Annotated in this window: 17 protein-coding genes; 6 read left to right on the top strand and 11 right to left on the bottom strand. The window is 45.5% G+C overall.

What is annotated here, in order from left to right:
• Positions 1-181: 181 nt before the first annotated feature.
• Positions 182-2,101 (bottom strand): PTS fructose transporter subunit IIABC, encoded by a 1,920-nt coding sequence (locus tag IRQ95_RS20030; protein WP_194439263.1) that lies wholly within the window; start codon positions 2,099-2,101, stop codon positions 182-184.
• Between the two features lie 373 nt (positions 2,102-2,474).
• Positions 2,475-3,161, bottom strand: coding sequence for a GntR family transcriptional regulator (locus IRQ95_RS20025; RefSeq protein WP_194439261.1), 687 nt, complete (start codon positions 3,159-3,161; stop codon positions 2,475-2,477).
• 262 nt (positions 3,162-3,423) lie between these two features.
• Here IRQ95_RS20025 and IRQ95_RS20020 point away from each other — a divergent pair, with 262 nt between their 5' ends.
• Both IRQ95_RS20020 and IRQ95_RS20015 read left to right on the top strand, forming a co-directional pair.
• Positions 3,424-5,715: a pyruvate formate lyase family protein gene (locus IRQ95_RS20020; RefSeq protein ID WP_194439259.1), complete on the top strand. Its 2,292-nt coding sequence runs from the start codon at positions 3,424-3,426 to the stop codon at positions 5,713-5,715.
• 87 nt (positions 5,716-5,802) lie between these two features.
• Positions 5,803-6,756: a glycyl-radical enzyme activating protein gene (locus tag IRQ95_RS20015; protein ID WP_228481517.1), complete on the top strand. Its 954-nt coding sequence runs from the start codon at positions 5,803-5,805 to the stop codon at positions 6,754-6,756.
• A gap of 454 nt (positions 6,757-7,210) precedes the next feature.
• Here IRQ95_RS20015 and IRQ95_RS20010 read toward each other — a convergent pair whose 3' ends face one another.
• Positions 7,211-8,290 (bottom strand): hypothetical protein, encoded by a 1,080-nt coding sequence (locus IRQ95_RS20010; protein ID WP_194439257.1) that lies wholly within the window; start codon positions 8,288-8,290, stop codon positions 7,211-7,213.
• 696 nt (positions 8,291-8,986) lie between these two features.
• Between IRQ95_RS20010 and IRQ95_RS20005 the strand changes: the two genes are divergently transcribed.
• The gene (locus IRQ95_RS20005) at positions 8,987-9,736 is read left to right on the top strand and encodes a 5'-methylthioadenosine/adenosylhomocysteine nucleosidase (RefSeq protein WP_075648461.1); all 750 of its coding nucleotides are present in this window, start codon (positions 8,987-8,989) and stop codon (positions 9,734-9,736) included.
• A 146-nt stretch (positions 9,737-9,882) separates the two neighbouring features.
• On the opposite strand, the gene IRQ95_RS20000 is transcribed toward IRQ95_RS20005, so the two are convergent.
• Both IRQ95_RS20000 and gad read right to left on the bottom strand, forming a co-directional pair.
• Positions 9,883-11,610: an aspartate:alanine exchanger family transporter gene (locus tag IRQ95_RS20000; protein ID WP_194439255.1), complete on the bottom strand. Its 1,728-nt coding sequence runs from the start codon at positions 11,608-11,610 to the stop codon at positions 9,883-9,885.
• Between the two features lie 62 nt (positions 11,611-11,672).
• Positions 11,673-13,067, bottom strand: coding sequence for a glutamate decarboxylase (gad, locus tag IRQ95_RS19995; RefSeq protein WP_075648456.1), 1,395 nt, complete (start codon positions 13,065-13,067; stop codon positions 11,673-11,675).
• Positions 13,068-13,333: 266 nt separating this feature from the next.
• Here gad and IRQ95_RS19990 point away from each other — a divergent pair, with 266 nt between their 5' ends.
• Entirely contained in the window at positions 13,334-14,347 is a 1,014-nt protein-coding gene (locus tag IRQ95_RS19990) for an HlyD family secretion protein (protein ID WP_194439254.1), read from the top strand.
• 5 nt (positions 14,348-14,352) lie between these two features.
• Positions 14,353-15,900: an MFS transporter gene (locus IRQ95_RS19985; protein WP_194439252.1), complete on the top strand. Its 1,548-nt coding sequence runs from the start codon at positions 14,353-14,355 to the stop codon at positions 15,898-15,900.
• Positions 15,901-16,012: 112 nt separating this feature from the next.
• Here the strand turns inward: IRQ95_RS19985 and IRQ95_RS19980 are convergent, their stop codons facing one another.
• The 3 genes from IRQ95_RS19980 to IRQ95_RS19970 form a co-directional block, all read right to left on the bottom strand.
• Positions 16,013-16,615, bottom strand: a complete 603-nt coding sequence (locus IRQ95_RS19980) for a TetR/AcrR family transcriptional regulator (protein ID WP_194439250.1) — start codon at positions 16,613-16,615, stop codon at positions 16,013-16,015.
• A 230-nt stretch (positions 16,616-16,845) separates the two neighbouring features.
• Positions 16,846-18,369 (bottom strand): DHA2 family efflux MFS transporter permease subunit, encoded by a 1,524-nt coding sequence (locus IRQ95_RS19975; RefSeq protein ID WP_228481519.1) that lies wholly within the window; start codon positions 18,367-18,369, stop codon positions 16,846-16,848.
• 21 nt (positions 18,370-18,390) lie between these two features.
• The gene (locus tag IRQ95_RS19970) at positions 18,391-19,446 is read right to left on the bottom strand and encodes an HlyD family secretion protein (protein WP_194439245.1); all 1,056 of its coding nucleotides are present in this window, start codon (positions 19,444-19,446) and stop codon (positions 18,391-18,393) included.
• A gap of 309 nt (positions 19,447-19,755) precedes the next feature.
• On the opposite strand from IRQ95_RS19970, the gene IRQ95_RS19965 reads away from it, so the two are divergent.
• Positions 19,756-20,295 (top strand): TetR/AcrR family transcriptional regulator, encoded by a 540-nt coding sequence (locus tag IRQ95_RS19965; protein WP_194439243.1) that lies wholly within the window; start codon positions 19,756-19,758, stop codon positions 20,293-20,295.
• 60 nt (positions 20,296-20,355) lie between these two features.
• On the opposite strand, the gene IRQ95_RS19960 is transcribed toward IRQ95_RS19965, so the two are convergent.
• Genes IRQ95_RS19960 through IRQ95_RS19950 form a run of 3 tightly spaced genes read right to left on the bottom strand, consistent with a single transcriptional unit; the run spans position 20,356 to position 21,767 of the window.
• A complete protein-coding gene (locus IRQ95_RS19960; protein ID WP_194439240.1) occupies positions 20,356-20,928 on the bottom strand; it encodes an NAD(P)H-dependent oxidoreductase in 573 nt (190 codons plus the stop codon).
• A gap of 45 nt (positions 20,929-20,973) precedes the next feature.
• The gene (locus IRQ95_RS19955; RefSeq protein WP_194439239.1) at positions 20,974-21,333 is read right to left on the bottom strand and encodes a MerR family transcriptional regulator; all 360 of its coding nucleotides are present in this window, start codon (positions 21,331-21,333) and stop codon (positions 20,974-20,976) included.
• A gap of 2 nt (positions 21,334-21,335) precedes the next feature.
• The gene (locus tag IRQ95_RS19950; RefSeq protein WP_194439236.1) at positions 21,336-21,767 is read right to left on the bottom strand and encodes a GNAT family N-acetyltransferase; all 432 of its coding nucleotides are present in this window, start codon (positions 21,765-21,767) and stop codon (positions 21,336-21,338) included.
• Positions 21,768-22,095: the final 328 nt, after the last annotated feature.

The raw sequence follows: 22,095 nt of genomic DNA, 5'->3' as shown, positions 1-22,095 counted from the left end.
GCTGTATTTAGGATAGTCGATTGAAATGAGATGATAAGTAGCAGATTTTAGGAAAGACTTTTTAGATTTGGTTGAAGATAGAGTGTTGAGTTTGCTTTGCGCTATTCAAGAAAAAAGCCAGCGGGGGAGCTGGCTTTGATCTTTCATTCGCAGATTCTGCGTTGAGCTTAGCGGTATAGAACTAGTTAGTGGCTAGTTGAACCGCTTGCTCTTTTTTTGCCTTGTTGTAACGCACTTTTTTAAGAGCGATGGCAACCGCGGCAGTGGTTACTACACCAATTGCCATAGCAAGTAGTGCCAGTAATGGTTTGTTGAACGCACCCAGTAGAACCACGATAGGACCACCGTGCGCAACACTACAAGTTAGACCGAACATAAAACCAAGCACACATGCGACAGCAGAGCCGATCATGTTCGCAGGGATAACGGTAAATGGGTCACGCGCGGCAAATGGAATCGCACCTTCAGAGATACCGACCATGCCCATTGCCGTCGCTGCTTTAGCGTTTTCGACTTCTTCGCCTTCAAATAGCTTCATGCGGCTACCGACAAATGCAGCAAGTGCCATGCCTAGTGGTGCTACAGGGATTGCTGCGGCTTGTGCACCCATAAATTGGGTTTGACCTTCAGCAATAAGACCCACACTGAATAGGAACGCCACTTTACCAAATGGACCACCCATGTCGAAACCTTGCATCAAACCAATCACCAAACCGATAAGAATCACGTTACCCGTAGACAGGTTTGCAAGTACGTTGTTCATGGTTTCCATGATGTCAGCGATAGGTGCGCCGATAACAAAGATAAACACAGCGGCAATAAACAGTGAGCCCGCAATTGGCGCGATCATAATCGGCACTAGCGGCTGAATCATCTTCGAGTAGTTAAAGCTAACAATCCACTTAACGAAGTAGCCGACTAATAGACCCGCGATAATCGCACCAATAAAGCCAGTACCCGCATCCGCATTGTAGAAAGAGCCGTTGTTGGCAATCCAGCCGCCAATCATGCCCGGAGCAAGACCTGGGCGGTCGGCAATTGCGTAAGCGATATAACCCGCCAGAATTGGGATCATCAAGGTGAAACCAACCACACCGACATCGAGGATTTTATTCCAGAAGCTACCTTGAGGAATCGCAAGACCACCCGGTGTTGGTTCACCGCCAATCGCCAGTGATAGCGCGATCAAGATACCGCCCACGACAACGAACGGGATCATGTGTGATACACCATTCATCAAGTATTTGTAGAGATCTTTACCACTGCCACCTGGGCTGGTTGTTGCTTGCGCAGAGTTTGTCTTACCGTCACCTTCATACAAAGGCGCTTCCAGTGCTTGTTCAATTAAAGATTTCGATTCCTTAATCGCTTTTTTAACGCCGGTGATCACCACGCGTTTGCCTTTAAAGCGGTTAAGGTCGACTTGTTTGTCACACGCCACCACAATCGCATCAGCGCGTTCAATTTCTTCAGCCGTTGGTACGTTTTTCACGCCCACTGAGCCGTTGGTTTCCACTTTGCACTCATAGCCCATTTCAGCTGCGGCATTTTCAATGCCTTCAGCAGCAAGGTAGGTATGCGCTACCCCAACCGGACAGCCAGTAACACCGATAATAAAGCCTTTGCTTGCTGATGCTTGCACTGGCTCAGTTTTATCTTCTTCGGTCAGTAGTGCCAGTGCTTCTTCGTTGGTTTGTGCATTGCGTAGGTTTTCTAGAAAAGTGGGTTCAACGATTTTAGAAGAAAGCTTTGCTAATACTTCAACATGGAAATTGCTGGCTTGCTCTGGCGAAGCAATCATGAAGAAAAGATTCGATGGTTGGCCGTCTTCCGCGCCGTATTCGATGCCGTGTTTGCTGATGCCGACCGCGATGGCAGGTGACAGTACCGCTGCACTTTTCGCGTGTGGCAGCGCAATGCCATCTTCAAAACCTGTGTTACCGGTTTCTTCACGAGCCCATACATCTTTAACAAATTGCTGGTGGTCAGATACTTTTCCCGCGTCGACAAGCACTTGCGCTAGCTCATTAAATACCGATTCTTTGTCGGTAGCAGTCAAATCGAGTTTGATTAGCTGCGTATTGAGGATCTCATTCATCATAGTGTGGATCTCTTTGTGTAGGGTTTGAATTTATGTATTTACAAATTTAAGTAAATCTTAGTGATGCATTTGTTAGTTAAGATTGATCTAAATCAGTATATTGACCGAGTTAAGGCTTATTTGTAGGGAAGTGTGAAGTGGCTAACGAATGTTCAGCAGTTCGAAGTTGAGCAAGTTCACGTTTCTACTTGTACTGTCAAGTTGCAGGCAGTCGAGAGAACTGAGAGTTGAGAAGCGAGATTGGTTAGAGGGGAGAGTTGAGAAATTAGAAGAGAGAGTAGAGGGAAAGAAGAATTGAGAGGTGAGAAACGAGAGTGGGTACGTTGATAAAAAACGCAGCTATGCATCTCACATAGCTGCACTAAGGCTTTGATTATCGGATAGAAACAGTAGTTAAGTCATTGGAAACTAAGGTTTCTATTGTGTATTGCGCCAATACAGAATGGAGCAGATAAACATTGTGTTTTATCGACAAGCAGAGGTGGTTTGGCTCAACGCGAAGTAAAAATGCTTCTTGCTCGTTAAGGATTTTGCCTGAAATGGTTTTCGCGTCGTGGCTGATATTGTGGCCCGCTTGCTGTTCGATATAGGTCAGAACTGACTGCTCACAATGGCTTTCGTTAAAATCTGGGAACAAGCTTTTTGGCATCCAGGTTTCTTCTAAAATCGCCGGCTCACCGTTTATAATACGCATACGTTTAAAGTGATGCAGCTTAGCGCCAACCTCAATACGAAACTTGTCTGCCAAGGCTTGGTCTGCCTTGACGGAAGCGAACTGCAACACAATGTTTTTCAGGTCGGTGTCTTTGTTTATACGCTCAGAAATACTGGTTAAGTTGTTGTCTTGATAGAACTCAGGTGGGTTTACAAATATGCCAGAACCCTGCCTAGAATGGACAAATGACTCCTGCTTAAGTTTGTCGATCGCCTTTCTAAGAGTAGGGCGACTGACACCAAACTGACTAGATAGCGCGTGCTCGCCATCGAGCTGAGACCAAGCAGGGTATAGACCACTGACGATGTCTGTTTTTATCGCCTGATAAACTTCAACGTACTTCATAACACAACTTATCACTTTACAAATAGTCGGCTCTTGGTAGTTCAAAACAGACCTGTTAACACATATACAGGTTATGTTTTGATTGAATGAGCCATTAATGCTGAGGATGTTAGCAGAAATTAGGGCAAGAAAACAAAGCGATTACTTCGTTTTTGTTACTCATGATCGAGATCATCATTTTTAGAAATGTCATATTATTTGTATTTACATATTTAAAGTGTGGATTTATGGTTAGTGCATAAAGATAACGAGGAGCCCTACCATGTCATCCAAAATCGAGAACAACCCAAGCCAAGTTGATGTAAACAAGAAAATCCCATGTGAGAAGTCTGCCAGTGTGCAGCTAAATATCATGGAGGCGTACACTCGTGCCCATCATAATGAAAGTAACGTTTATCAGCGTGAAGTTGCCTGTTTGTCAGAGCTTTATCCTGTTCTATTTAGACAACTAGAAGCAGAAGACTGCGTGGTCGGACGTTTAGATGCTTTGCCAATCGGTTTTGGTAGCGTGACCTCGGTAGGTGGTGTGGGCCACTACTGTAATTTCGACAAGCTTGAAGCGTTTAAAAGTGAGCTCGAAGAGGTCGATTATGCCCGCGTCGATGAGCTACTTAGCTACTGGCAAGATCGTGACACTCGCTCTATCTACTTCCGTCAAACCATTACTGAAACCACGCTAGGTAAGTTTGTTGATGTTAATTACCCAGCGATTGCGACTGCACGTTTGAGCGGCATGTACCTTGATTACAATACGCTGATCGACAATGGCATCAATGGCATGCGTGCGCGCATCAAAGATCAATTAGCGGCCGCAAAACAGGCCGGTGATGAAAAGGCGATTTCACTGCATACGGCGTTCCTAGGCTGTTTTGATATTGTTGAGCGCGTGATTGATTTTCATATCAAGCTTTGCGCTCAAGAGTTAGAACGTACGAGCGATTTAACGCGCAAGCATCAGATGAATGATTTGATTGATGCGCTAAACGCCATTCGCACCGACAAGCCACAAACCTTCCTTCAAGGTATTCAGCTTTCATGGCTTTACAGCTTGTGTTCTGGGGTGGTGAACTTTGGACGTATGGATGACTACCTTGGTGATTTGCTGGTGGGCGATCTTGAAGCTGGGCGCATTACTGAACGCCAAGCAATCAACTACATTCGCTCTCACTATCGTTTAATTGAAGCGCGTAAAACCACGGTTAACGGCCGTGTTGTGGTCGGTGGTTTAGGTCGTCGTAACCCAGACAATGCCGATGTTTACTGCAAACTTGCCATTCAAGCGGTGCGTGAGAATAAAGATACCGAGCCGCAATTTACCTTACGTATCTACAAAGGCATGAATCAAGCGGTTTACCAAGATGCGCTCGATGCGATTGGTGAAGGCTTAACTTACCCAATTTTGTACAACGATGACGTTAACGTGCCTGCGGTAATGAACTCAATGCAGATCTCGCAAAGCGATGCTGAGCATTATGTACCGTTTGGCTGTGGTGAGTTTGTGCTGTCAGGCAAAAGTGTCGGCACGCCAAATACCTGCATCAATATTCTAAAGATTCTCAATATCGCCCTGACTGGCGGTACCGATTTCTGGGACGGACAGGATAAAAGCGGCGGCACAGTCCTGCTACAGCCAGAGCAAATCACTTGCTTTGATGATGTAATGCAAAACTACAAAGATTTGCTCGATTACTACATCGAACTGACCTCCAATGCGCAATCATTCTCGTATAAGGTGATGAACCAAGAAGTCGGTTTCTTATTTACTAGTATCTTGACTGATGACTGTATCGGTCGCAGCAAAGCGCTACTAGATGGCGGTGTGTATAAGCTTGGCGGCACTAATGAAACTTACGGTAACACCAATGCGTATGACTCATTGGCGGCAATCAAAAAAGTTATCTTTGAAGATAACAAATACAGCTACACCGATCTGATTCAAGCGCTTAAGGTTAACTTCGACGGCTATGACCGCATGAAGTATGACTTAATCAATGCGCCGAAGTTTGGTAACGACGATGCGTATGTGGATGACATTGCCGTCGAGATGCACGAATACATCTGTAACGGCATTAAAGATTCGGCAGCCAAAGTGGGCATGGACAGTTACCTAGTGGTGATCATCAATAACCAAGTGAACACCGAATGGGGACGTGCAACCAGTGCTTCTGCCGATGGTCGTCACCGCGGCGTTTATATGAGTAATGCCAATAACCCGCAAAGTGGTGCCGATAAGAATGGTCCAACAGCGATGCTGAACTCATTAGTGAAGCTCAGAGCGGAAGTTCACGCCGGCTCAGTGCAAAACATGAAGTTCAGCAAAAACATGTACCAAAACAAGCGCATGATTGTTGAAGCGCTGCTTGATGGCTACTTTGAGCAAGGCGGTCCACAGATCATGGTCAGTGTTGTCGGTAAAGGGGAGCTAGAAGATGCCTACCACAACCCAGAGAAATACCCGAACTTAGTCGTTCGTGTCGGTGGTTTTAGTGCCAAGTTCGTTAACCTCGATAAAGACGTGCAGCTAGAAATCTTAAACCGCACGCTTAACGACTAACTCTCTAGCAAATAACACTAGCATTAGGGTGACTAGGCTGTTTTAGGTCACCCTCTTTTTCTCGCTTTGATTTCATTGAGGCTCGCTATGCCAACCAATTCTGCTACCAATCAAACCACGGCGACCACTGCCACACAACCTATGGGTATCGTGTTTGATATTCAAAAGTTCAGTGTCAATGATGGCCCAGGCGTGCGCACCGCTGTGTTTATGAAAGGCTGTCAAATGAAGTGTTTGTGGTGTCATAACCCTGAATCACTGAGTGGTAAAAAGCAGTTGGCCTTTAATGCGCAAAAATGCATTGGTTGCCGCAGCTGTGAGCAAGTTTGCCCTAACGGTGTACACAGTTTTACCGAGCAAGGGCTGCATTTAGTCGACTTTGACGCGTGCCAAGCGTGTGGGTTGTGCGTTGATGCCTGTATGCAGGACGCGCTAAAAATCTACGGCAGAGAAATGTCGGTCGATGAAGTATTTGCCGAAGTGATCAAAGACAAAGTCTACTTCGATAAATCAGGCGGCGGCATTACGCTCTCTGGTGGCGAGGCGTTAAAGCAGTTTGATTTCTGTTTAGCGCTGGCGAAAAAGTGCAAGCAGCATGGTATTCATGTTTGCATTGAAACCAACGGTGCGTCTAAAGCAGACCATTACCGCGACATTGCCCCGTATGTGGATCTGTTTTTGTTTGACTATAAGGCGACCGGCGATACGCTACATAAACAACTTACCGGTATGACGCGCAAGCTGGTCGATGCCAACCTTAAGTTGTTAAATGAGATTGGCGCGCAGGTGATTTTACGCTGCCCGATCATCCCCGGTTATAACCTCTCCGATCAACACTTTGCCGCAATCGCACACCTTGGCGAGTCGATGGCAAATATTCAGAAGGTGGAAGTGCTGCCGTATCATAATTTTGGTAAAGGCAAAGCGACAGAGATTGGTCGTGAATACAGCGTTGAAGCTGAACTTCCTGAGGATGAGTTGGTGAATCAGTGGCTTGAGAAGATCAGAAGTTATGGGGAAGTCGAGGTGACGTTGAGTTAAGTTAAGTTAAGTTAAGTTGGAGTTTGTTTTTTAGTGTCTGCTGAACTAAAACATTGTCATCCTCGCGAAAGCGGGGATCTCGCTTTTAGCTTTAACATACTCTTGGCTAAGTTAAGCATTGCTGTATGTCCCGATTAATCGCGATGGAGTATGTCCCGCTTATTACTCATGCGCATCCCATTGGCTTACTCATAAGCGGTCCAGTTACTCTTTGTCTTGCCAAAGAGTAACCAGAAAGGCGCTTTAGTGTCTTTGATGTGGTCCGGCCGGTTTTAGGCGTTCCCGACGCCGAAAACCTAAAAATGCTGTCCTGCATTTTTGCCTAAAGTGACATTTCTCTTGGGTTCATTGATAGCTTCCTAAAGACAGGAGGTTTAAACGCAGTTCTGCCCCAAAGTGAGCTATGAGCTATTGGATGTCTTATTAGTATATCTAACTTAATATATACTAATTGCTATTTGAGCCACTTGTAGCACCATCCATCATTTATGAGTAATTTCTTGATTTCTGCTCTGTCATTAGCTTTAGCTCGCATATATATAGAGCGTATTTCTTGCTCATAAGAATCAGATTCAAAACCACGGTTAATCGCTTTTTGATACCACTCATGACCTTGGGATATATCACCACTCAACATTTTGCACGCACCAATCAAAGTGCATGGGCGGTAGTCCTTTAGAGTCAATTCATGAGCCTGAATGCCATATTCTATGGCTTGTTCTAGCATGTTTAAATCACGTTTAACACCGCCAGCCGTAGTAAGCAAAGCAGATTTCAGCTTCTTATTTCCATTCGCAAACTTGAATGGAAAGTGCTTATTCACCAAGGTTAGGGCTGTTTTTGCCTTATCTGCTTTACGATAATCAGCAAGGGCATTAACCAAGTTCCATGGCTTATTGGTCGTATTCCAAATTCGCTTGGAGTTTTCTGCGCGACGAAGGTAATACATGCTATTCACCTGATCATTCTCAAAGCCCTTCTGCTTAAGCCACAAGTAGTCAGCATCAGTGATCATACCTTTGTTGAGATTCGTGAGAATATAAGCTGCTTTAGAGTGCCTACGAATCGAATTAATATTGAGCGAGGGGAAGTCGGTGAATTGCTTATCATACTGAGCTCTAAGATCTGCAAACATCTTGTCAGACGCTATTTGTCGTTGTGCTAGTTTTTGTTCCTTTACTTTTTGTTGCTCGATTCTTTGCTCTTGAAGAGTTTTTGTCGTGTTATATTTAGCAAGTTTTGATTCGATAAGAACCACGTTCGTTGAAAACTCAGCACCTTCAACAGCCTTACGTTTTTTCACACAAACCTTCAGGCTCAAGAACTCACTAAACACATCAGGGGTATCTTCAAGCAATGAATTCAAGACAGCTACATACTCGAAACCCATTGCACTCGCTATACAATTGGCTTCTTCGAGTAATGGTTTATTGATCACACTGCCATCTATAGCTTCAGATAAAAGCTTCAACCAGGCATGGTGAAGTGGGAATTGAACTCGATCAAACAGCCTAATTACTTTAGTGACCAACATAACGATTTAATCTCCATCCTCGTTTAAAGCACTGTTCATGATAAAGGGACTATGTAAAAGCGCATCGCCAATTATAGCGGTTGAATCTTTCAAATTTTCTATACTTGAAGCTATCCATATTCTACTAATTTAGTAAAATCACTGACACATTTATGTCCAAAAACGCTTTAGTCCACATAACCACAATCATAGGTAAAAATGCAGGACAGTATTTTTAGGTTTTCGGCGTCGGGAACGCCTAAAACCGACCGGACAGCGGCAAAGATACAAAAGCGACTTTCTGATTACTCTTTGGCAAGACAAAGAGTAATTGGACCGCTTTCTGTAGAATCAAAATTAGCCGTCATCGTTTTAAGCGGTACAAACAACCCAATGACCATTCGTGTGATTAATCAAAAGGGAAGAGCATAGGTTAATTCAACCTTGATAGGCTTGTTATCTGCGATCACGGGTTTGCTCATCACTCTACTTCCTTAGTTATCGAAGTCACCTGAACGATGACTTTCTTTAAAGCGTAGATTCTTGGCTGGGATTTGAAAGTAACGAGAGAATGTACCAGGGTGAGAGATGAGCGATTTTTGCTGCGATATTCACCAATTCTCACTGGGTGATTATTTTAAAGCAAACGATTGCGCAATCGTTTGTTATTGAGCGATTTGTAAAGTATGATTCGCGCCCTATCGAGGAGATTACTTTATGTTTCGCTTTTTTGCCCTTTTTCTGACCCTTCTTTCTTTTAACGTGACAGCTGCTTCAGAGCGTACCGCTATTGTTGGCGCGATGGATGTGGAAATTGAAGGTCTACTGCCTAAACTCACCAACGTTGAACAGAAGACGATTGGTAAACACTTGTTCCATATCGGTCAACTCAACGGAAAACCAGTCGTTGTGACTAAATCAGGTGTCGGTAAGGTGAATGCCGCGCTAACGACCACCTTATTAGCCACAGAGTTTGGTGTGGATTCAATTGTTTTCACTGGTATCGCGGGGGCGAGTGCGCCAGAGCTCGATCCAATGGATGTGGTGATTTCGACAGCACTCGTGCAGCATGATGTTGACCTGACTGTGTTTGGCGCGCCAATGGGCTTATTGGATGGCTTTGATAGTCGTGAATTCTTACCGTCTGATGCATTGGTAAAGCATGCGCTTAAATCAGCGCAAACTGTGCTGGGTAAAGATCTCGTCACCACAGGTACGATTGTTTCTGGTGACCAGTTTATTGCAGACAAAGCAAAAGTGGCTTACCTGTACAAAGAATTCAATGCCAAAGCGGTTGAGATGGAAGGGGCAGCACTGGCACAAGTCGCGGATCAATTTGATATTCCTTACGTCGTGATCCGCACTATTTCTGATAAAGCTGACGGCTCTGCTGCTTTGACTTATGAAGAAATGAAAAAAGCGACAGCAGACAACTCAGTCGCGATCATTCTTGAGATGATGAAATAATCCGTTCCGCACTGAAAAAGAAAAGGCTCGTTATCCGATTTATTGTCGAATACCGAGCCTTTTTCGTTTCTCGATCTAAAGCGAGCGCTATTGGTTTATAACCACAAACCTATTACCACAAACCTATTACCACAAACCTATTACAACTAGCCGATAACCATCGCGATATAACCCAGAATCAGCACGATCACTGAGGTTAAGGCGTATGGTACGGGATAGCCGATAGCTGGCATATCGCTTTGGGTTGCGTCTTGCGCTCCCTTCATCGCTGGTGTGCTGTTTCGACCCCCGGCACAGGCGCCGGCAAGAATCGCTGGGTTCATCTTTCTAATGTACAAACCGTAGAGCCAAGCAAGCAGTGGAGGTACTAACGCTGCCGTAACGCCCAATAGCGCGATTTTGATAACAATGGTGCCTTGAAATGACTCCAAAATTTTCGGACCGACATTCGCTGCGAGCACCGCAACAAACAGGTTCAAACCGATATCTTGCAGAAAGCTTCTTGCCCCTTCGCTCATTGGTCCACCAAAGGTAGGGTTACGCGTACGAAGGAAGGAGAAGATGATCCCTGTTAGCATACAGCCAGCTGAAGTGCCGAGTGCAAAAGGGATACCCATAATGCTGACACTGAAGTGACCACAGACATAGCCAATCAATAGTGCCAGTGCGAGGTAGAACGTCTCGGTGACCGTACTTTCCACAATCGCCACACCATTGAGTTTTTTGGCGGTTTGGTCGACACACCATTTGGAACCTGCAACTCGGATAACATCGCCAACTTCTACTTGGGTTTGTGGTAATAATGGCAGTTGATGCCCTTGTCTGAATAGTGCTTTGAAGTAGACACCAAAACCCACATCAGCATGAAGCTCTGACAACGCTTTGCCCGCATGGATGGATTTACCAAGGTGAATGTCAGCCACTTCGATATCGACATTACGTGCGCGTGGCTCATCAACTTCGTTACCGATATCCGTTTCACCTTCCGCGATAAGTACTCGATATTCACCCCGAATGCCGATGATGTCACCCATTTTTAGAGTCGGATTATCGGCGGCATCAATGACTTGCTCGCCGCGTACGACTTTGAGGATGGCTGCATCTGGGAATTGTTGGAAGAGATCATTGACGGTTTGCCCTACCAATTCTTCATGAGTAACTTGATAGGCGCGAACATCGATTGGCAGTATGCCTGAATCGGAGAAGCCAAAAGTACTTGGTAGCTTTTCGTTGTCACCACCGGTCGAAAACTCAGCCTCTGCATCTTTACCTGCCTTGACTGGATCAATGCCAAACATGGCAGGTAAGTATTTGATCAAGAGGATGATAAGCACAGTAGAAAGGACATAGCTAATCGCGTAGCCAGCGGCGATATTCGCGCTGATATGATCGGCGGTCATGCCCGCTGGTATTTTAAACGCACCAGAATCAATCGCAGATTGGGCTACGCCCATTACTGCTGTGACGGTGTAACTTCCTGAGATAATGCCAGCGGCATATCCAGGCTCAAGACCGAGCATTTTTGCCCCAAGCATCACGATAGCGAAGTTACTGAATACGACGATTAAACCAATCACCACAAAATCAATCCCGCCTCGAGCAAGCCCCGAGAAGAACTGCGGTCCCACTTTCATCCCAATCGCATACATAAACATCATCAGGAAGATGTCAGAGACGAGCCCAGGCTCGGCAATTTTGAGACCATAAATTGAGTATGAGGCGAGGGCGAGTAACACCCCAACCACCAAGGTACCGGCTGTTGTGCCTAAGCTGACCCCTTTTAGACTGAGACTACCCAATGGATAGCCAATCGCTAATGAAAGGAAGAGAAACACAAACGGGTTTGCGGCTAAATAATGAAATAGAAATTCCATATTCCCACCTTATTTTGAACGGTCAGGCAGAGCATGACTCTAGCCTGACCATTGGTTAGAGATTAACCGTGATTGAAATTGCTGGATTCATCTGCATCGCTGCCGTTGATGACAGGATGTTGTTTGAAGAATTCGACGCAATGTTTGAGATCTTGGATCAGCAGATCGCCGAGATCGCGGCTAAAACCATGACGAACCAGAATCCGCATAATGACAAGATCTTCCCGATTGGCTGGCATCGCGTAAGCGGCAATTTGCCAGCCACGTGAGCGAATACGGTCGGATAAGTCATAGAGGTTAAAGCCCGGATTTTCTCCCGCTTTTAATGTCCAGCTAAGGGCGGGAATACCACCACGACCATCATAGATGATCTCAAATGGTCCCATTTGCTCAATTTCATTGGCAAGATATTGCGCCGTCTCGTAGCAGGCATTATGGATTTTGGTGTAGCCCTCACGTCCAAGACGAAGGAAGTTATAATATTGCGCGACGATTTGACCACCAGGGCGCGAGAAGTTCAGCGCGAAGGTTGGCATGTTGCCGCCTAAGTAATTGACGTTGAAAATCAGATCAGGGTGAAGCGCCTCAGCATCACGCCATACCACCCAGCCCACACCGAGCGGGGCGAGACCAAATTTGTGACCAGAAGCATTGATAGATTTTACCCGTGGTAGACGGAAATCCCATTCCAACTCTGGTTGGCAAAATGGTGCAAGAAAACCACCACTGGCACCATCGACGTGAATAGGAATGTCGAGACCTGTTTCCTCTTGTAGGCGATCGAGCGCTTCGTGTACCGCTTTTACCGGTTCATATTGACAAGTGAATGTTACCCCTAAGGTAGGAACAACACCGATGGTATTTTCATCACAGCGCTTGATGACTTCTTCAGGCGTCATGATAAGGCGTGAGCCTTCCATCGGGATTTCTCTTAGTTCGATATCCCAATAACGGGCAAACTTATGCCAGCAGACTTGCACCGGACCACAGACCAAGTTGGGTTTATCCGTTGGTTTGCCTTGCGCTTTCATTTTTTCTCGCCAAGCCCATTTTAGTGCCATCCCACCCAGCATGGCGGCTTCACTGGAACCGGTGGTAGAGCAACCCATCGGGTTCGCGGCATCAGGGGCATGCCAAAGATCAGCGAGCATATGGACACAGCGTGATTCAAGCTCAGCAGTTTGCGGATATTCATCCTTATCAATCATGTTTTTATCAATGCATTCGTTCATCAGCGTATGCACTTCATCTTCAACCCATGTTTGACAAAATGTAGCTAAGTTTTGTCTTGAGTTACCATCAAGCATCAGCTCATCGTGTACCACTTGGTAGGCGTGCGTTGCCGCTTGCTCATTATCAGGAATACGGTACTTGGGCATAACGACAGAGAGGTCTTTTGCTGAATAAACATCGTCTAGAACTGACCCTGAAAGGGTGGATTTCTTATGTAGAGGCATATCAAATCCTTACTGGTATAAAAGCCTAGGAGTTAAGCTTTACTGGATAAAATATAGTGCTGTTTGACTCATTATGCTCCCCGATCGATAAGTTTATCTCTAGCTAGATGTGAGTATTAAATTTACACCTTTGGTTATTGATCCTTTTGCATAAAGAGAGTTAGCCAACATTAAGGATCAATGAAGAGAAAAAGATCAAATTGCTCTTTACTAATACTGTACCGTACAGTACAGTTTGCGAATTCCAGTTAAGTAGGGTTTCGAACATGAACAAAAAGCTCGTTGCTTTAGCATTAATCATTGGCTCTGCGGCAGCGCTTGCTACGCAGTTTTACTCTCCGAATGTGGTTACCACAGACAACGCCTACATTCACTCAGACGTAACGGCGATTTCACCAGAAGTCGGTGGTCAGGTGAGCCAGATTTTTGTTGAAGACAACCAATGGGTAAAAAAGGGTGACGCTCTGTTTGCTATTGATGATGAAGATTTCATTGCCAATCAAGAGATCGCGAAATCGGCACTTGAAGTGGCGAATGCTGCGCTGGAAGCGAACCAAACCAAAACTGATATGCAGCTGGTTAGAATTGAGCAAGCCAAGCAGAAGATCACCAGCGCACAAGCCAATGCTCAGCATCAAAACTCAGAATATAAACGCTTGTCTAACCTAGTGGCGAAGCAGTCAGTAAGTCGTAATCAGTTTGAGGCGCAAAAGACTCGCGCGATTGAAGCCAACAGTAACTTAGAGACGGCTAAATTAGCGCTGGCTGCGGAGAAAAAGCAACTGGATGCGCTACGGACTGAGCATCAACAACTGCTGGCACAACACAAACAAGCAGAAGCCAAACTCAAGTTGGTTGATATCGCACTTGAGCGCACCGTAGTTAAAGCCCCTTTTGATGGTTTCGTTGCCGACAGACAAGTGCAAGTGGGTAAGTTTGTGCAACCGGGTATGGGCTTAATTGTCATGGTGCCAGACTATGTTTGGGTCGAAGCTAACTATAAAGAGACGCAGCTAGAGCATGTGGCGGCGGGTCAGCGCGTTGATGTGGTACTTGATATGTATCCAGATACCGTAATTAGTGGTCATGTTAGCTCTATTACCCCAGCAACGGGGGCACAATTTAGCTTGCTGCCACCACAGAACGCGACTGGTAACTTCGTCAAAGTGGTTCAGCGCGTGCCGGTAAAAATTGCTTTAGATATCCCTGCTGAGTTGAAGCAGCGCGTCTACCCAGGGTTATCTGCACAGGTGTCTATCGATACCACCCAGCAAGGTTAATCATTATGAAAGCACGTTTACCCTTGCTGTTTGTGGCAACCGTGGTTATTGCGGCTTATGGCATCAACTCAGCAATGTTCACGGAACTTTCTTCTAATATGGCGGCGTCTGTTGGGCTGTCTTTGGATGAAGTCGAGCGAGTAAAAGTCGGCTTTATGATCGCCCAAATATTGGGGTATATGTTTACTCCCATCTTGGCGCGTCGCATCGGTAGTCAATACGTTTTAAGTATCGCCTTGTCGGTTAGTCTAGCCGTCAGTGCGATCTTCTATTGGCATGGAGTAAGCGAAGGGTTGTTTGCCTTTCTATGGCTATGTAATGGCTTTGCCATGAGTGCATTGCTGGTGGTGGTGAACCTCTATCTACTTGAGCGATTTGAACACCAGCTTTTGCCGGCGATCATTGCTTTCACCTTACTGTTTTCAACCCTGCTTCCAATGGGCATCTACCCATGGTTAATGGCGCAGTTCGTCGAGTATTACCATTGGTCGCTATTTTGTGTGGTCTCTGCTTGGTTACTATTTTCGGCATTGGTTGCCACGGTATGCTTTCCGTTAGGTGAGATGACGATAGCGGAAAAATTGAAATCATCGTTCTCCGTTTATCTAGTGCTGGCGGTGACCGCGGCATTAAGCGTATTTCTGCTCATGCGTGGTTCGCATTATAACTGGCTAGATTCGCAATGGTTCGCGAATTGGGTCGTGGTGGCTTCGGCGCTGGGGTTGGCGGTGATATTTATCTTGGTGAGAACGCGCTCGCTTAATACCGCTTCGATGCAGTTACATGATGACCTTAAAACCAACGTATTTATGTACAACGCCTTTTTAGCCGGTTTTGCGGTGATGGCGAGTACGGCGTTATTCAATAATTTTCTTAAGATGGCGCTGGCGTACAACAGTCTCAATGCGGGTTATTGGCAGCTACCTTCGTTCATGACCATGTTAGTTGGCATGCTTCTGAGTGTGGTCGTGTTCTATTTCAAACGACCATTGGCTGATGCGTTTGTCCCTTTTGGCGTGTTGATGATTCTGCTCTCGGTGTACGACTTCAGTCAGCTACCAAGCTACGTCGGAACGGATGCTTTGCTGGTTCCGATGTTGCTGCGTGGCTTTGGTATCGGTTTGCTTAATGTCTCAGTGACCATTGCCGTTTTGCTGCACTTCAAACCGCAACAGCGACTTGAGGGCATCAGCAATTTCTACTTATTCAGAACCTTTGGTGGGGTCATCGGTGGTGCGTTTTTCTCGCGAGTTATCCAAAATCATAGCGCGCAAGCATCGGGCGAAATTGGTCGTACTTTTGCTAGTACGAGTAATGGCTTTGCCAATTATGAGCAAGCATTGAGTAGCGCGATTTTAACCAACGGTCATATCCCGACGTCGTCATTGGGTATGAGCCAGATGAGTATGGTCGTCAAAGAGCAAGCGACTACATTGGCACTAAACAACTCGCTAATTGTGTTTATTTTTTCAATCGTGGCCTTAGCACCGGTGCTACTGATCGGTAAAAAGATCGTCGCTAAACGTGCCAAGCAAGCCGCAGCGATGGCTTAGTAACAAAGAGCCGATAAAAACGGTAAGATTTAAAAGGGGGAGCGTAAAATACGCTCCCCCTTTGCTTATCCAGAATAGCATTGAGCGAACAACCGCTAACGCAATGAAACGTTTATTTGCTATATAAGGTCAGAAATGCGCTGACTGCTTGTCGGCAGTGCTTTTCAAGTATTGAATCATCAGGCAATCCTAGCCCAATCAATGCCATATTTTGGTAGTCCAACTTAATTAAACCTAATAGCTGATCACAAGCTAAATCCACATCGTCGCACTTAAGTTGGCTTAATACCAAGTCTGATTTGAGATACTCAATTAGATGTTGGCGAATGCTGACCGGACCATTAAACCAAAACTGATGTGGCACCGATTCATGCTTGTTAAAATCAGCGGAAATGATGCGGTACAGACCCAAAATTGGGTTTGAGCAAATACCCTTGAGGTACTCCATAGCGAACTCTTCAAGTGTTTGACGCACAGGTTGATGCTGCTTATCGGATAGCTGAAACGCGGACTCTAAGGTGGTTTTGGTATTGTGCTTTAACACCTCAACAAACAAGCCTTCTTTGTTGGTAAAGTAGCGATAAAGGGTTTGCTTAGACCCACCACAAATTGCCACGACTTGATCCAGTGCGGTGTCTTTATAGCCTTGTTCGATAAACAGTTCAGTGACAACTTCGATGATTCGAGTTCGTTTTTCTTGAGTGGAAGCTCGCATAAACCTAGACCTTAAATTTGATACTGTTCGGTACAGTACCATTTATATTTAATGACTACACAAGGTTTGGGTCAAAAGTGTGTGATACAAGAGAAACTTTTGCATTCAGGAGCGAGGGGACTCCAACGATGGCGTATAAAAATAGCCACGTTGTGTGGCTATTTAGCTATTTCTATTGGATATAGTCTATCCGGTCTGGTCGATTAAGTATGCTCTCTAAAGCACTGTTTTTAAGCATCCATTTTGGGTTTCGGTTTGAATAGCGCCAACAGAGGAATCAAACACAAATATGAGAACAGTAAGAAGCCGAAGGTATAGACAAACGCCGTTAGGGTTGATTGTTGATGCAACAAGTTTTGGATTTGCGCCAAAAAGGTTGGATCGGTAATCGTTGTGCCTTGGGCGTGTGCCGCTTGCTGTAGGGCTGGGTTAGTTGGTGAAAGTGCGCCGCCTAACTCATTCCACTCTTTCTGCTGAATGCGAGAAAAGTAAGTATTTACTATCGAAATACCGAAAGAGCCACCGATGGTTCGACATAAGTTAAATACTACCGCACCACCAATGGTGTCTTTTGGTGCCAGTGTGGCGTAAGCCAGTTGGCTGAGTGGCGCAAATACTAGACCCATGCCTGCACCTTGGACAATACTTGGCAGTAAAATCCAGTAGATATTGATGTCCATTGAGTATTGGGTCATCAAGTAGGTGCCCGCTGCATTGAGCGAAAGACCAATCACGATCAGCACGCGAGCATCGATGCGGTCCATATAACGCGCCAGCGCCAACAGAACAATTGCCGAAGTGAGCCCGCGTGGTGCCATCATAAAGCCGGTGGTTTCTACCGGATAATTGAGCAGCTGCTCCAGCATCATTGGTTGCAATTGCGTGATGCCAAACATCCCCATCGAAAATCCGGCCATCACGATACACGACATAGCTAAGTTGCGGTCGCGCAATAGCCAGATAGGGGCAATGTCGCCCTTGGTCATAATCGAGCGCCCAACAAAAAAGATGATCGCGATACCACTGATGATCGCGGCAAGTAGGATCTCATTGGATTGGAACCAAGACTCTTCGTTACCCCTATCGAGCACCATTTGCAGCAAGCCAATGCCGATGGTCATCGCAATCACCAGTGGCCAATCAATTTTACTTTCACCACGTCCATCAAGTTTGACGAAGAAATACAGCAGCGCTAAACAGATGGCACCGATCGGTAAGTTAACGTAGAAGATCCAACGCCAGTCCATGTTCTCGGTGATTATGCCGCCGAGTGTAGGACCCAGAATTGGTCCAAGTAGTACGCCAACGCTGAACAATGCCATCGCTTTACCGCGCTGATTTTTCGGGTAAATTTGCACCATAATCGATTGTGAAAGCGGAATCACCGATGCGCCAAATGCGCCTTGCATGATGCGGAAAGTCACCATCTCAGCAATGGTATCGGCTTGCCCACACAGTGCCGAGGTGATGACAAACCCGCTAACGGAGAGCAGCAGCAATCGGCGGATACCAAATTTCAGTGCAAGAAAGCTCGCCAAAGGAATAAAGATTGCTTCTGCCATTGAGTAGGAGGTGAGTACCCAAGTGACTTGATCAGATGTTACCCCCAACGCGCCCATCATGTGAGGAAGGGCGACATTGGCAATGGTCATATCAAGTAGCACCATAATGGCGGACAGCATAACCGCGAGTGTGACTAACTTCCGTGTCCCCTCACTCATGACATTGGCTTCCTCATCTCCTGAGGTCGCCATGTGTGCTATTTCCGCCATATATTATTGCTCTTGTTGGCTAGGTGACGCTGAAGCTGAGCTAGAGTGAGTCACTGTATCTACGGTTACAGTAGCACTCGCCCCAACGCGAAGCGGGAAGGCTGGGTGTTCTGACTCATCCGTTAAGTGGATCAAAATAGGGAAACGCTGTGGAATTTTAACCCAGTTACCAGTGGCATTCTCCGGTGGTAATAAAGAGAACGACGAGCCACTTGCTGGAGAGATCGCTTTCACTGTGCCGTGGTACTCAGCATTTGGGTAAAGATCTAACTCGATGCTGACTGGCATGTCAGTGGTGATTCGCTCTAATTGAGTTTCTTTAAAGTTGGCTTGTACCCAGAAGGTATTGCTTTCAACCAGTGGAACGAGCGCTTGTCCTGGAGAAACAACGCTGCCTGCGTGAGCACTGAGTTTACCTAAGTGACCGTCTCTAGGCGCGAAGATATTGGTGTATGAAAGGGAAAGACTGGCTTGGCTAAGGGCTGCGGCTGCGCGTTTAACTTCAGGCGCGGCTTCACCTTGTGCACCTTGTGCTTTAATCAACTGCGACATATTCGCGCGTGCGGCAATCACGTTTTCTTCAGCGCTGGAAAGTTTGGCTTTGGCATCATCCAGTTGTTGAGCTGGGAGCAGTTGTTTTTTTACCAGGTTATCGATGCGGCGGTATGTGGATTGCGCATCGGCAAGTAGGGCGAGTGTGCTTTTTACATTGGCACTGGCAGCAAGAATTGCATCATCAGTAGCGGCATTACTCTGGATTGCAACTTCGTATGCGGCTTGCGCTTCATCAAGCTTTGCTTGGAAAGGTGCTGGGTCAATTTGGTAGAGCAAGTCACCTTGGCTGACTTCTTGATAGTTAGAAACATTGACGTTAAGTACTTTGCCACTCACTTGGGGCGCAATATAAATCACATTGGCGTGTACGTAGGCATCATCAGTACTTGGGTAATTTTTTTGGTGCTGTACATAGAAATAGCCAGCGGTTGCTAAGATAGCCGCAATGATCACCATAATAGTAAGATTGCGGAGAAAATGGGAAGGGGCGGTATTTTCACTCATTGTTATAACCCAACTCGATTGTATGCCCATTGCTAGGACGTTTTAATTTGATGCAGAATTGCTTAGTTACATTTACTTACAAAGATAGTAGATCTAGATCACATTACGAACAACGACTTAGCGCAAAAAAGAAACGCAGCGACTGGTCAATTTACTTTACACTTGGAAAATAAGAAGGTTATCTTGTTTTACCTTAGCGTATTGTTTTGAGTTTTATTTGCTGAATACTGTTTGACAGTTTAGTGCAAAGATCATTAAACTGCGCACCACTGACCATTTGGTCAGTTTGTTTGAGAAGTGAGTGGAAACATGGACAAAAAAGATCAAATTATCGAAGTTGCACTTAAGTTGTTTGCTAAAAACGGCTTTGAAAAAACACCAGTAACGGCTATTTGTGAAGAGGCTGAAGTCTCTAAAGGTTTGGTTTTCCACCATTTTAAAAATAAAAATGAACTGCTTAGAGAAGTATTTAAGTACATCACTCAGATCATCGACGAAACGGATGATAGTTTCCTTGCGGTGGAAGATCCGAAACAGAGACTAAAAACGCTGATAGAAGCGATTTTTGCTGGAATGTCAGTGCCGGAACACAGAGCTATTTACCAGTTTAACTTCAATGTGATGGTGCAGCCTATTACGCGAGCACTACTGATTGATTTAATTGATGAACGGATGGACGCATTGCGTGCTGGAGTTGAAGAGGTGTTTAACTACCTTGGTCACCCGCAACCTGCCGTTATTAGCCGCATGTTTGTCGCTGAAATTGATGGGATCGCGCTCAATTACCTTTTAAATGATGACTTTCCCCTTGAAGCAGTAAAGCAAGAATTCATTAAGAAGTATTGCTAAATCGACACCAAACGAGCAAGTTTAAGCAAAGGGCACAATGTGCCCTTTGTTACTCCAGTGCTAGCAATTCGCCACTAATTGCTCTGTTTTTTCCAACCATTTTTGGCGAGTCTTATCATCTGAACTAATCACAGGTCCAAAGTAGGTGGCAGACTGATTCTTAATACCAGAGAAGTCTAAAATAGAACGTTTTAGCTCACGATAGATTGCGTTGCCTTTAATGTACTTATACCAAAAGGGTGGAGTATCGAGGGTAAATATCAGCTGTGAGGTGCGCCCTTCTAGGAGCTTGTTGGGGATAGCTTTACCGCTGACATATTTAAACGCAAAGCCGGGTAAAAAAGTTCTATCAATTAACCCTTTAAACTTGGCTGGTAGTGTACCCCACCAAACTGGGCTGACAATGACCACATGATTTGCCCATTCAATTCGCTGCTGAAAGTGAAGTAAGTCTGGCTCGAGCACCGTTTTGGTGTCATACCCTTGGTCGAGGCTAATCGCAAAGTCTAGCTTGTCGATGTGAATCAGCTCAACTTGATGCTGGTTGGATGCCACTAATGCATAGCGCTCGGCAAGTGCTTTACATAAACTGTCTGACTTAGGGTTGGCATTAATCACGAGAACTTTTTTCATTTTCTGCATTTCCATATCGTTGAAAAATGCAGTGTAAACTCTCACCTATGGGTAAGAGTCAACCCCTTTTAAGCACTTATCGATGGACGCTCTGCACGCTTCGATACGTCGCTGCTGTTGTTTGAGTTCGATAATCTGTTTTTCGACTTGCTGATGTTTATCAATCAAGAAGTCATGCACCAACTGCCAGTCAAAATCGTCTTGGCTGTTTTTCATCTCAACCATATCAGAGAGATGGATGCCGAGTGCTTGCGCTTCTTTGATGATCTTGATGAGGTTGAGATTGGCTTGGCTATAGATGCGGTACTTTCCTGTACGTGCAACCTCTAGCAACCCAAGAGATTCATAGAGCCGAATTGCTCTTTGAGTGGCACCAGTCAGTTGTGATGCTTGCTTGATATACATAATTATCCCTTTGGCTTGAGTGACTTTGGAGGTATATGCAGCGACATTTTGCAATAAGCGACTTCGGATTTGTAGAACTCTTCACCTTCCTGCATCAGCCCAAACTTACGGTAAAAACCGAGTGCTGATGATCGGGCGTCACACCAAAAATATTCAATCTCTGTTAGCGCTAATTGCGAGAGAATACGCTCAATCATTTGCGTGCCGATCCCTTGTCCTTGATAGTCTGGTAGAGTGGCGAATTTGCGCAATCTTGCCTTATTTCCGGTGAGGTAAATGGAAGCAACAGAGACGAGTTTGTCATCGACAAAAGCGCCGTAATGAAGGGCGGTTTCATCGCCGTCAACTTGGCAAAATGATGGTGGTTTACTTGGCCACAGAACGGCGTGTCTGATGGGAAGTGCAGACTCTAGTGGGATGTGTTTTATTTCCATCTGATTTTAAATCATTGCATGTTTTGGCTGGTGAGAGGTTACGTGCACCTTACTTTTATTCGCTTACTGGGAGTAATGATTTGCCTCTTTTTTCCGACAGTTTGCGAGTGTGTCGGCTTATTCTCGTTCGTCTATACGATTATCACATATAACATCAACGTTGTGTCAGGGTTAAAAAAACGCTGCCAAATGGCAGCGTCAGACTGCTGACAAAGGTCTAGCTTTCGAGCTAGACCTTTGATCTAATAGGGGTATCGAAATATGGATACTCCGATATGCTTCAAGAACCGACTCCGCAACAATACGAACTGGAAATGGTAACGATGGA

The sequence above is a fragment of the Vibrio fluminensis genome (assembly GCF_015278125.1).
GTDB classification, from domain to species: domain Bacteria; phylum Pseudomonadota; class Gammaproteobacteria; order Enterobacterales; family Vibrionaceae; genus Vibrio; species Vibrio fluminensis.
This window is presented reverse-complemented; position numbering and strand designations above follow the sequence as displayed.

Bases quoted from the DNA above. Each gene is read 5' to 3' on its own strand.
- IRQ95_RS20000 (WP_194439255.1), bottom strand. From the start codon at position 11,610: ATGGAATTTCTATTTCATTATTTAGCCGCAAACCCGTTTGTGTTTCTC.
- IRQ95_RS20030 (WP_194439263.1), bottom strand. From the start codon at position 2,101: ATGATGAATGAGATCCTCAATACGCAGCTAATCAAACTCGATTTGACT.
- IRQ95_RS19980 (WP_194439250.1), bottom strand. From the start codon at position 16,615: ATGCGAGCTTCCACTCAAGAAAAACGAACTCGAATCATCGAAGTTGTC.
- IRQ95_RS19990 (WP_194439254.1), top strand. From the start codon at position 13,334: ATGAACAAAAAGCTCGTTGCTTTAGCATTAATCATTGGCTCTGCGGCA.
- IRQ95_RS20025 (WP_194439261.1), bottom strand. From the start codon at position 3,161: ATGAAGTACGTTGAAGTTTATCAGGCGATAAAAACAGACATCGTCAGT.
- IRQ95_RS20020 (WP_194439259.1), top strand. From the start codon at position 3,424: ATGTCATCCAAAATCGAGAACAACCCAAGCCAAGTTGATGTAAACAAG.
- IRQ95_RS19955 (WP_194439239.1), bottom strand. From the start codon at position 21,333: ATGTATATCAAGCAAGCATCACAACTGACTGGTGCCACTCAAAGAGCA.
- IRQ95_RS20015 (WP_228481517.1), top strand. From the start codon at position 5,803: ATGCCAACCAATTCTGCTACCAATCAAACCACGGCGACCACTGCCACA.
- IRQ95_RS19975 (WP_228481519.1), bottom strand. From the start codon at position 18,369: ATGGCGACCTCAGGAGATGAGGAAGCCAATGTCATGAGTGAGGGGACA.
- IRQ95_RS19965 (WP_194439243.1), top strand. From the start codon at position 19,756: ATGGACAAAAAAGATCAAATTATCGAAGTTGCACTTAAGTTGTTTGCT.
- IRQ95_RS19985 (WP_194439252.1), top strand. From the start codon at position 14,353: ATGAAAGCACGTTTACCCTTGCTGTTTGTGGCAACCGTGGTTATTGCG.
- IRQ95_RS19960 (WP_194439240.1), bottom strand. From the start codon at position 20,928: ATGAAAAAAGTTCTCGTGATTAATGCCAACCCTAAGTCAGACAGTTTA.
- IRQ95_RS20005 (WP_075648461.1), top strand. From the start codon at position 8,987: ATGTTTCGCTTTTTTGCCCTTTTTCTGACCCTTCTTTCTTTTAACGTG.
- IRQ95_RS19970 (WP_194439245.1), bottom strand. From the start codon at position 19,446: ATGAGTGAAAATACCGCCCCTTCCCATTTTCTCCGCAATCTTACTATT.
- IRQ95_RS19950 (WP_194439236.1), bottom strand. From the start codon at position 21,767: ATGGAAATAAAACACATCCCACTAGAGTCTGCACTTCCCATCAGACAC.
- gad (WP_075648456.1), bottom strand. From the start codon at position 13,067: ATGCCTCTACATAAGAAATCCACCCTTTCAGGGTCAGTTCTAGACGAT.
- IRQ95_RS20010 (WP_194439257.1), bottom strand. From the start codon at position 8,290: ATGTTGGTCACTAAAGTAATTAGGCTGTTTGATCGAGTTCAATTCCCA.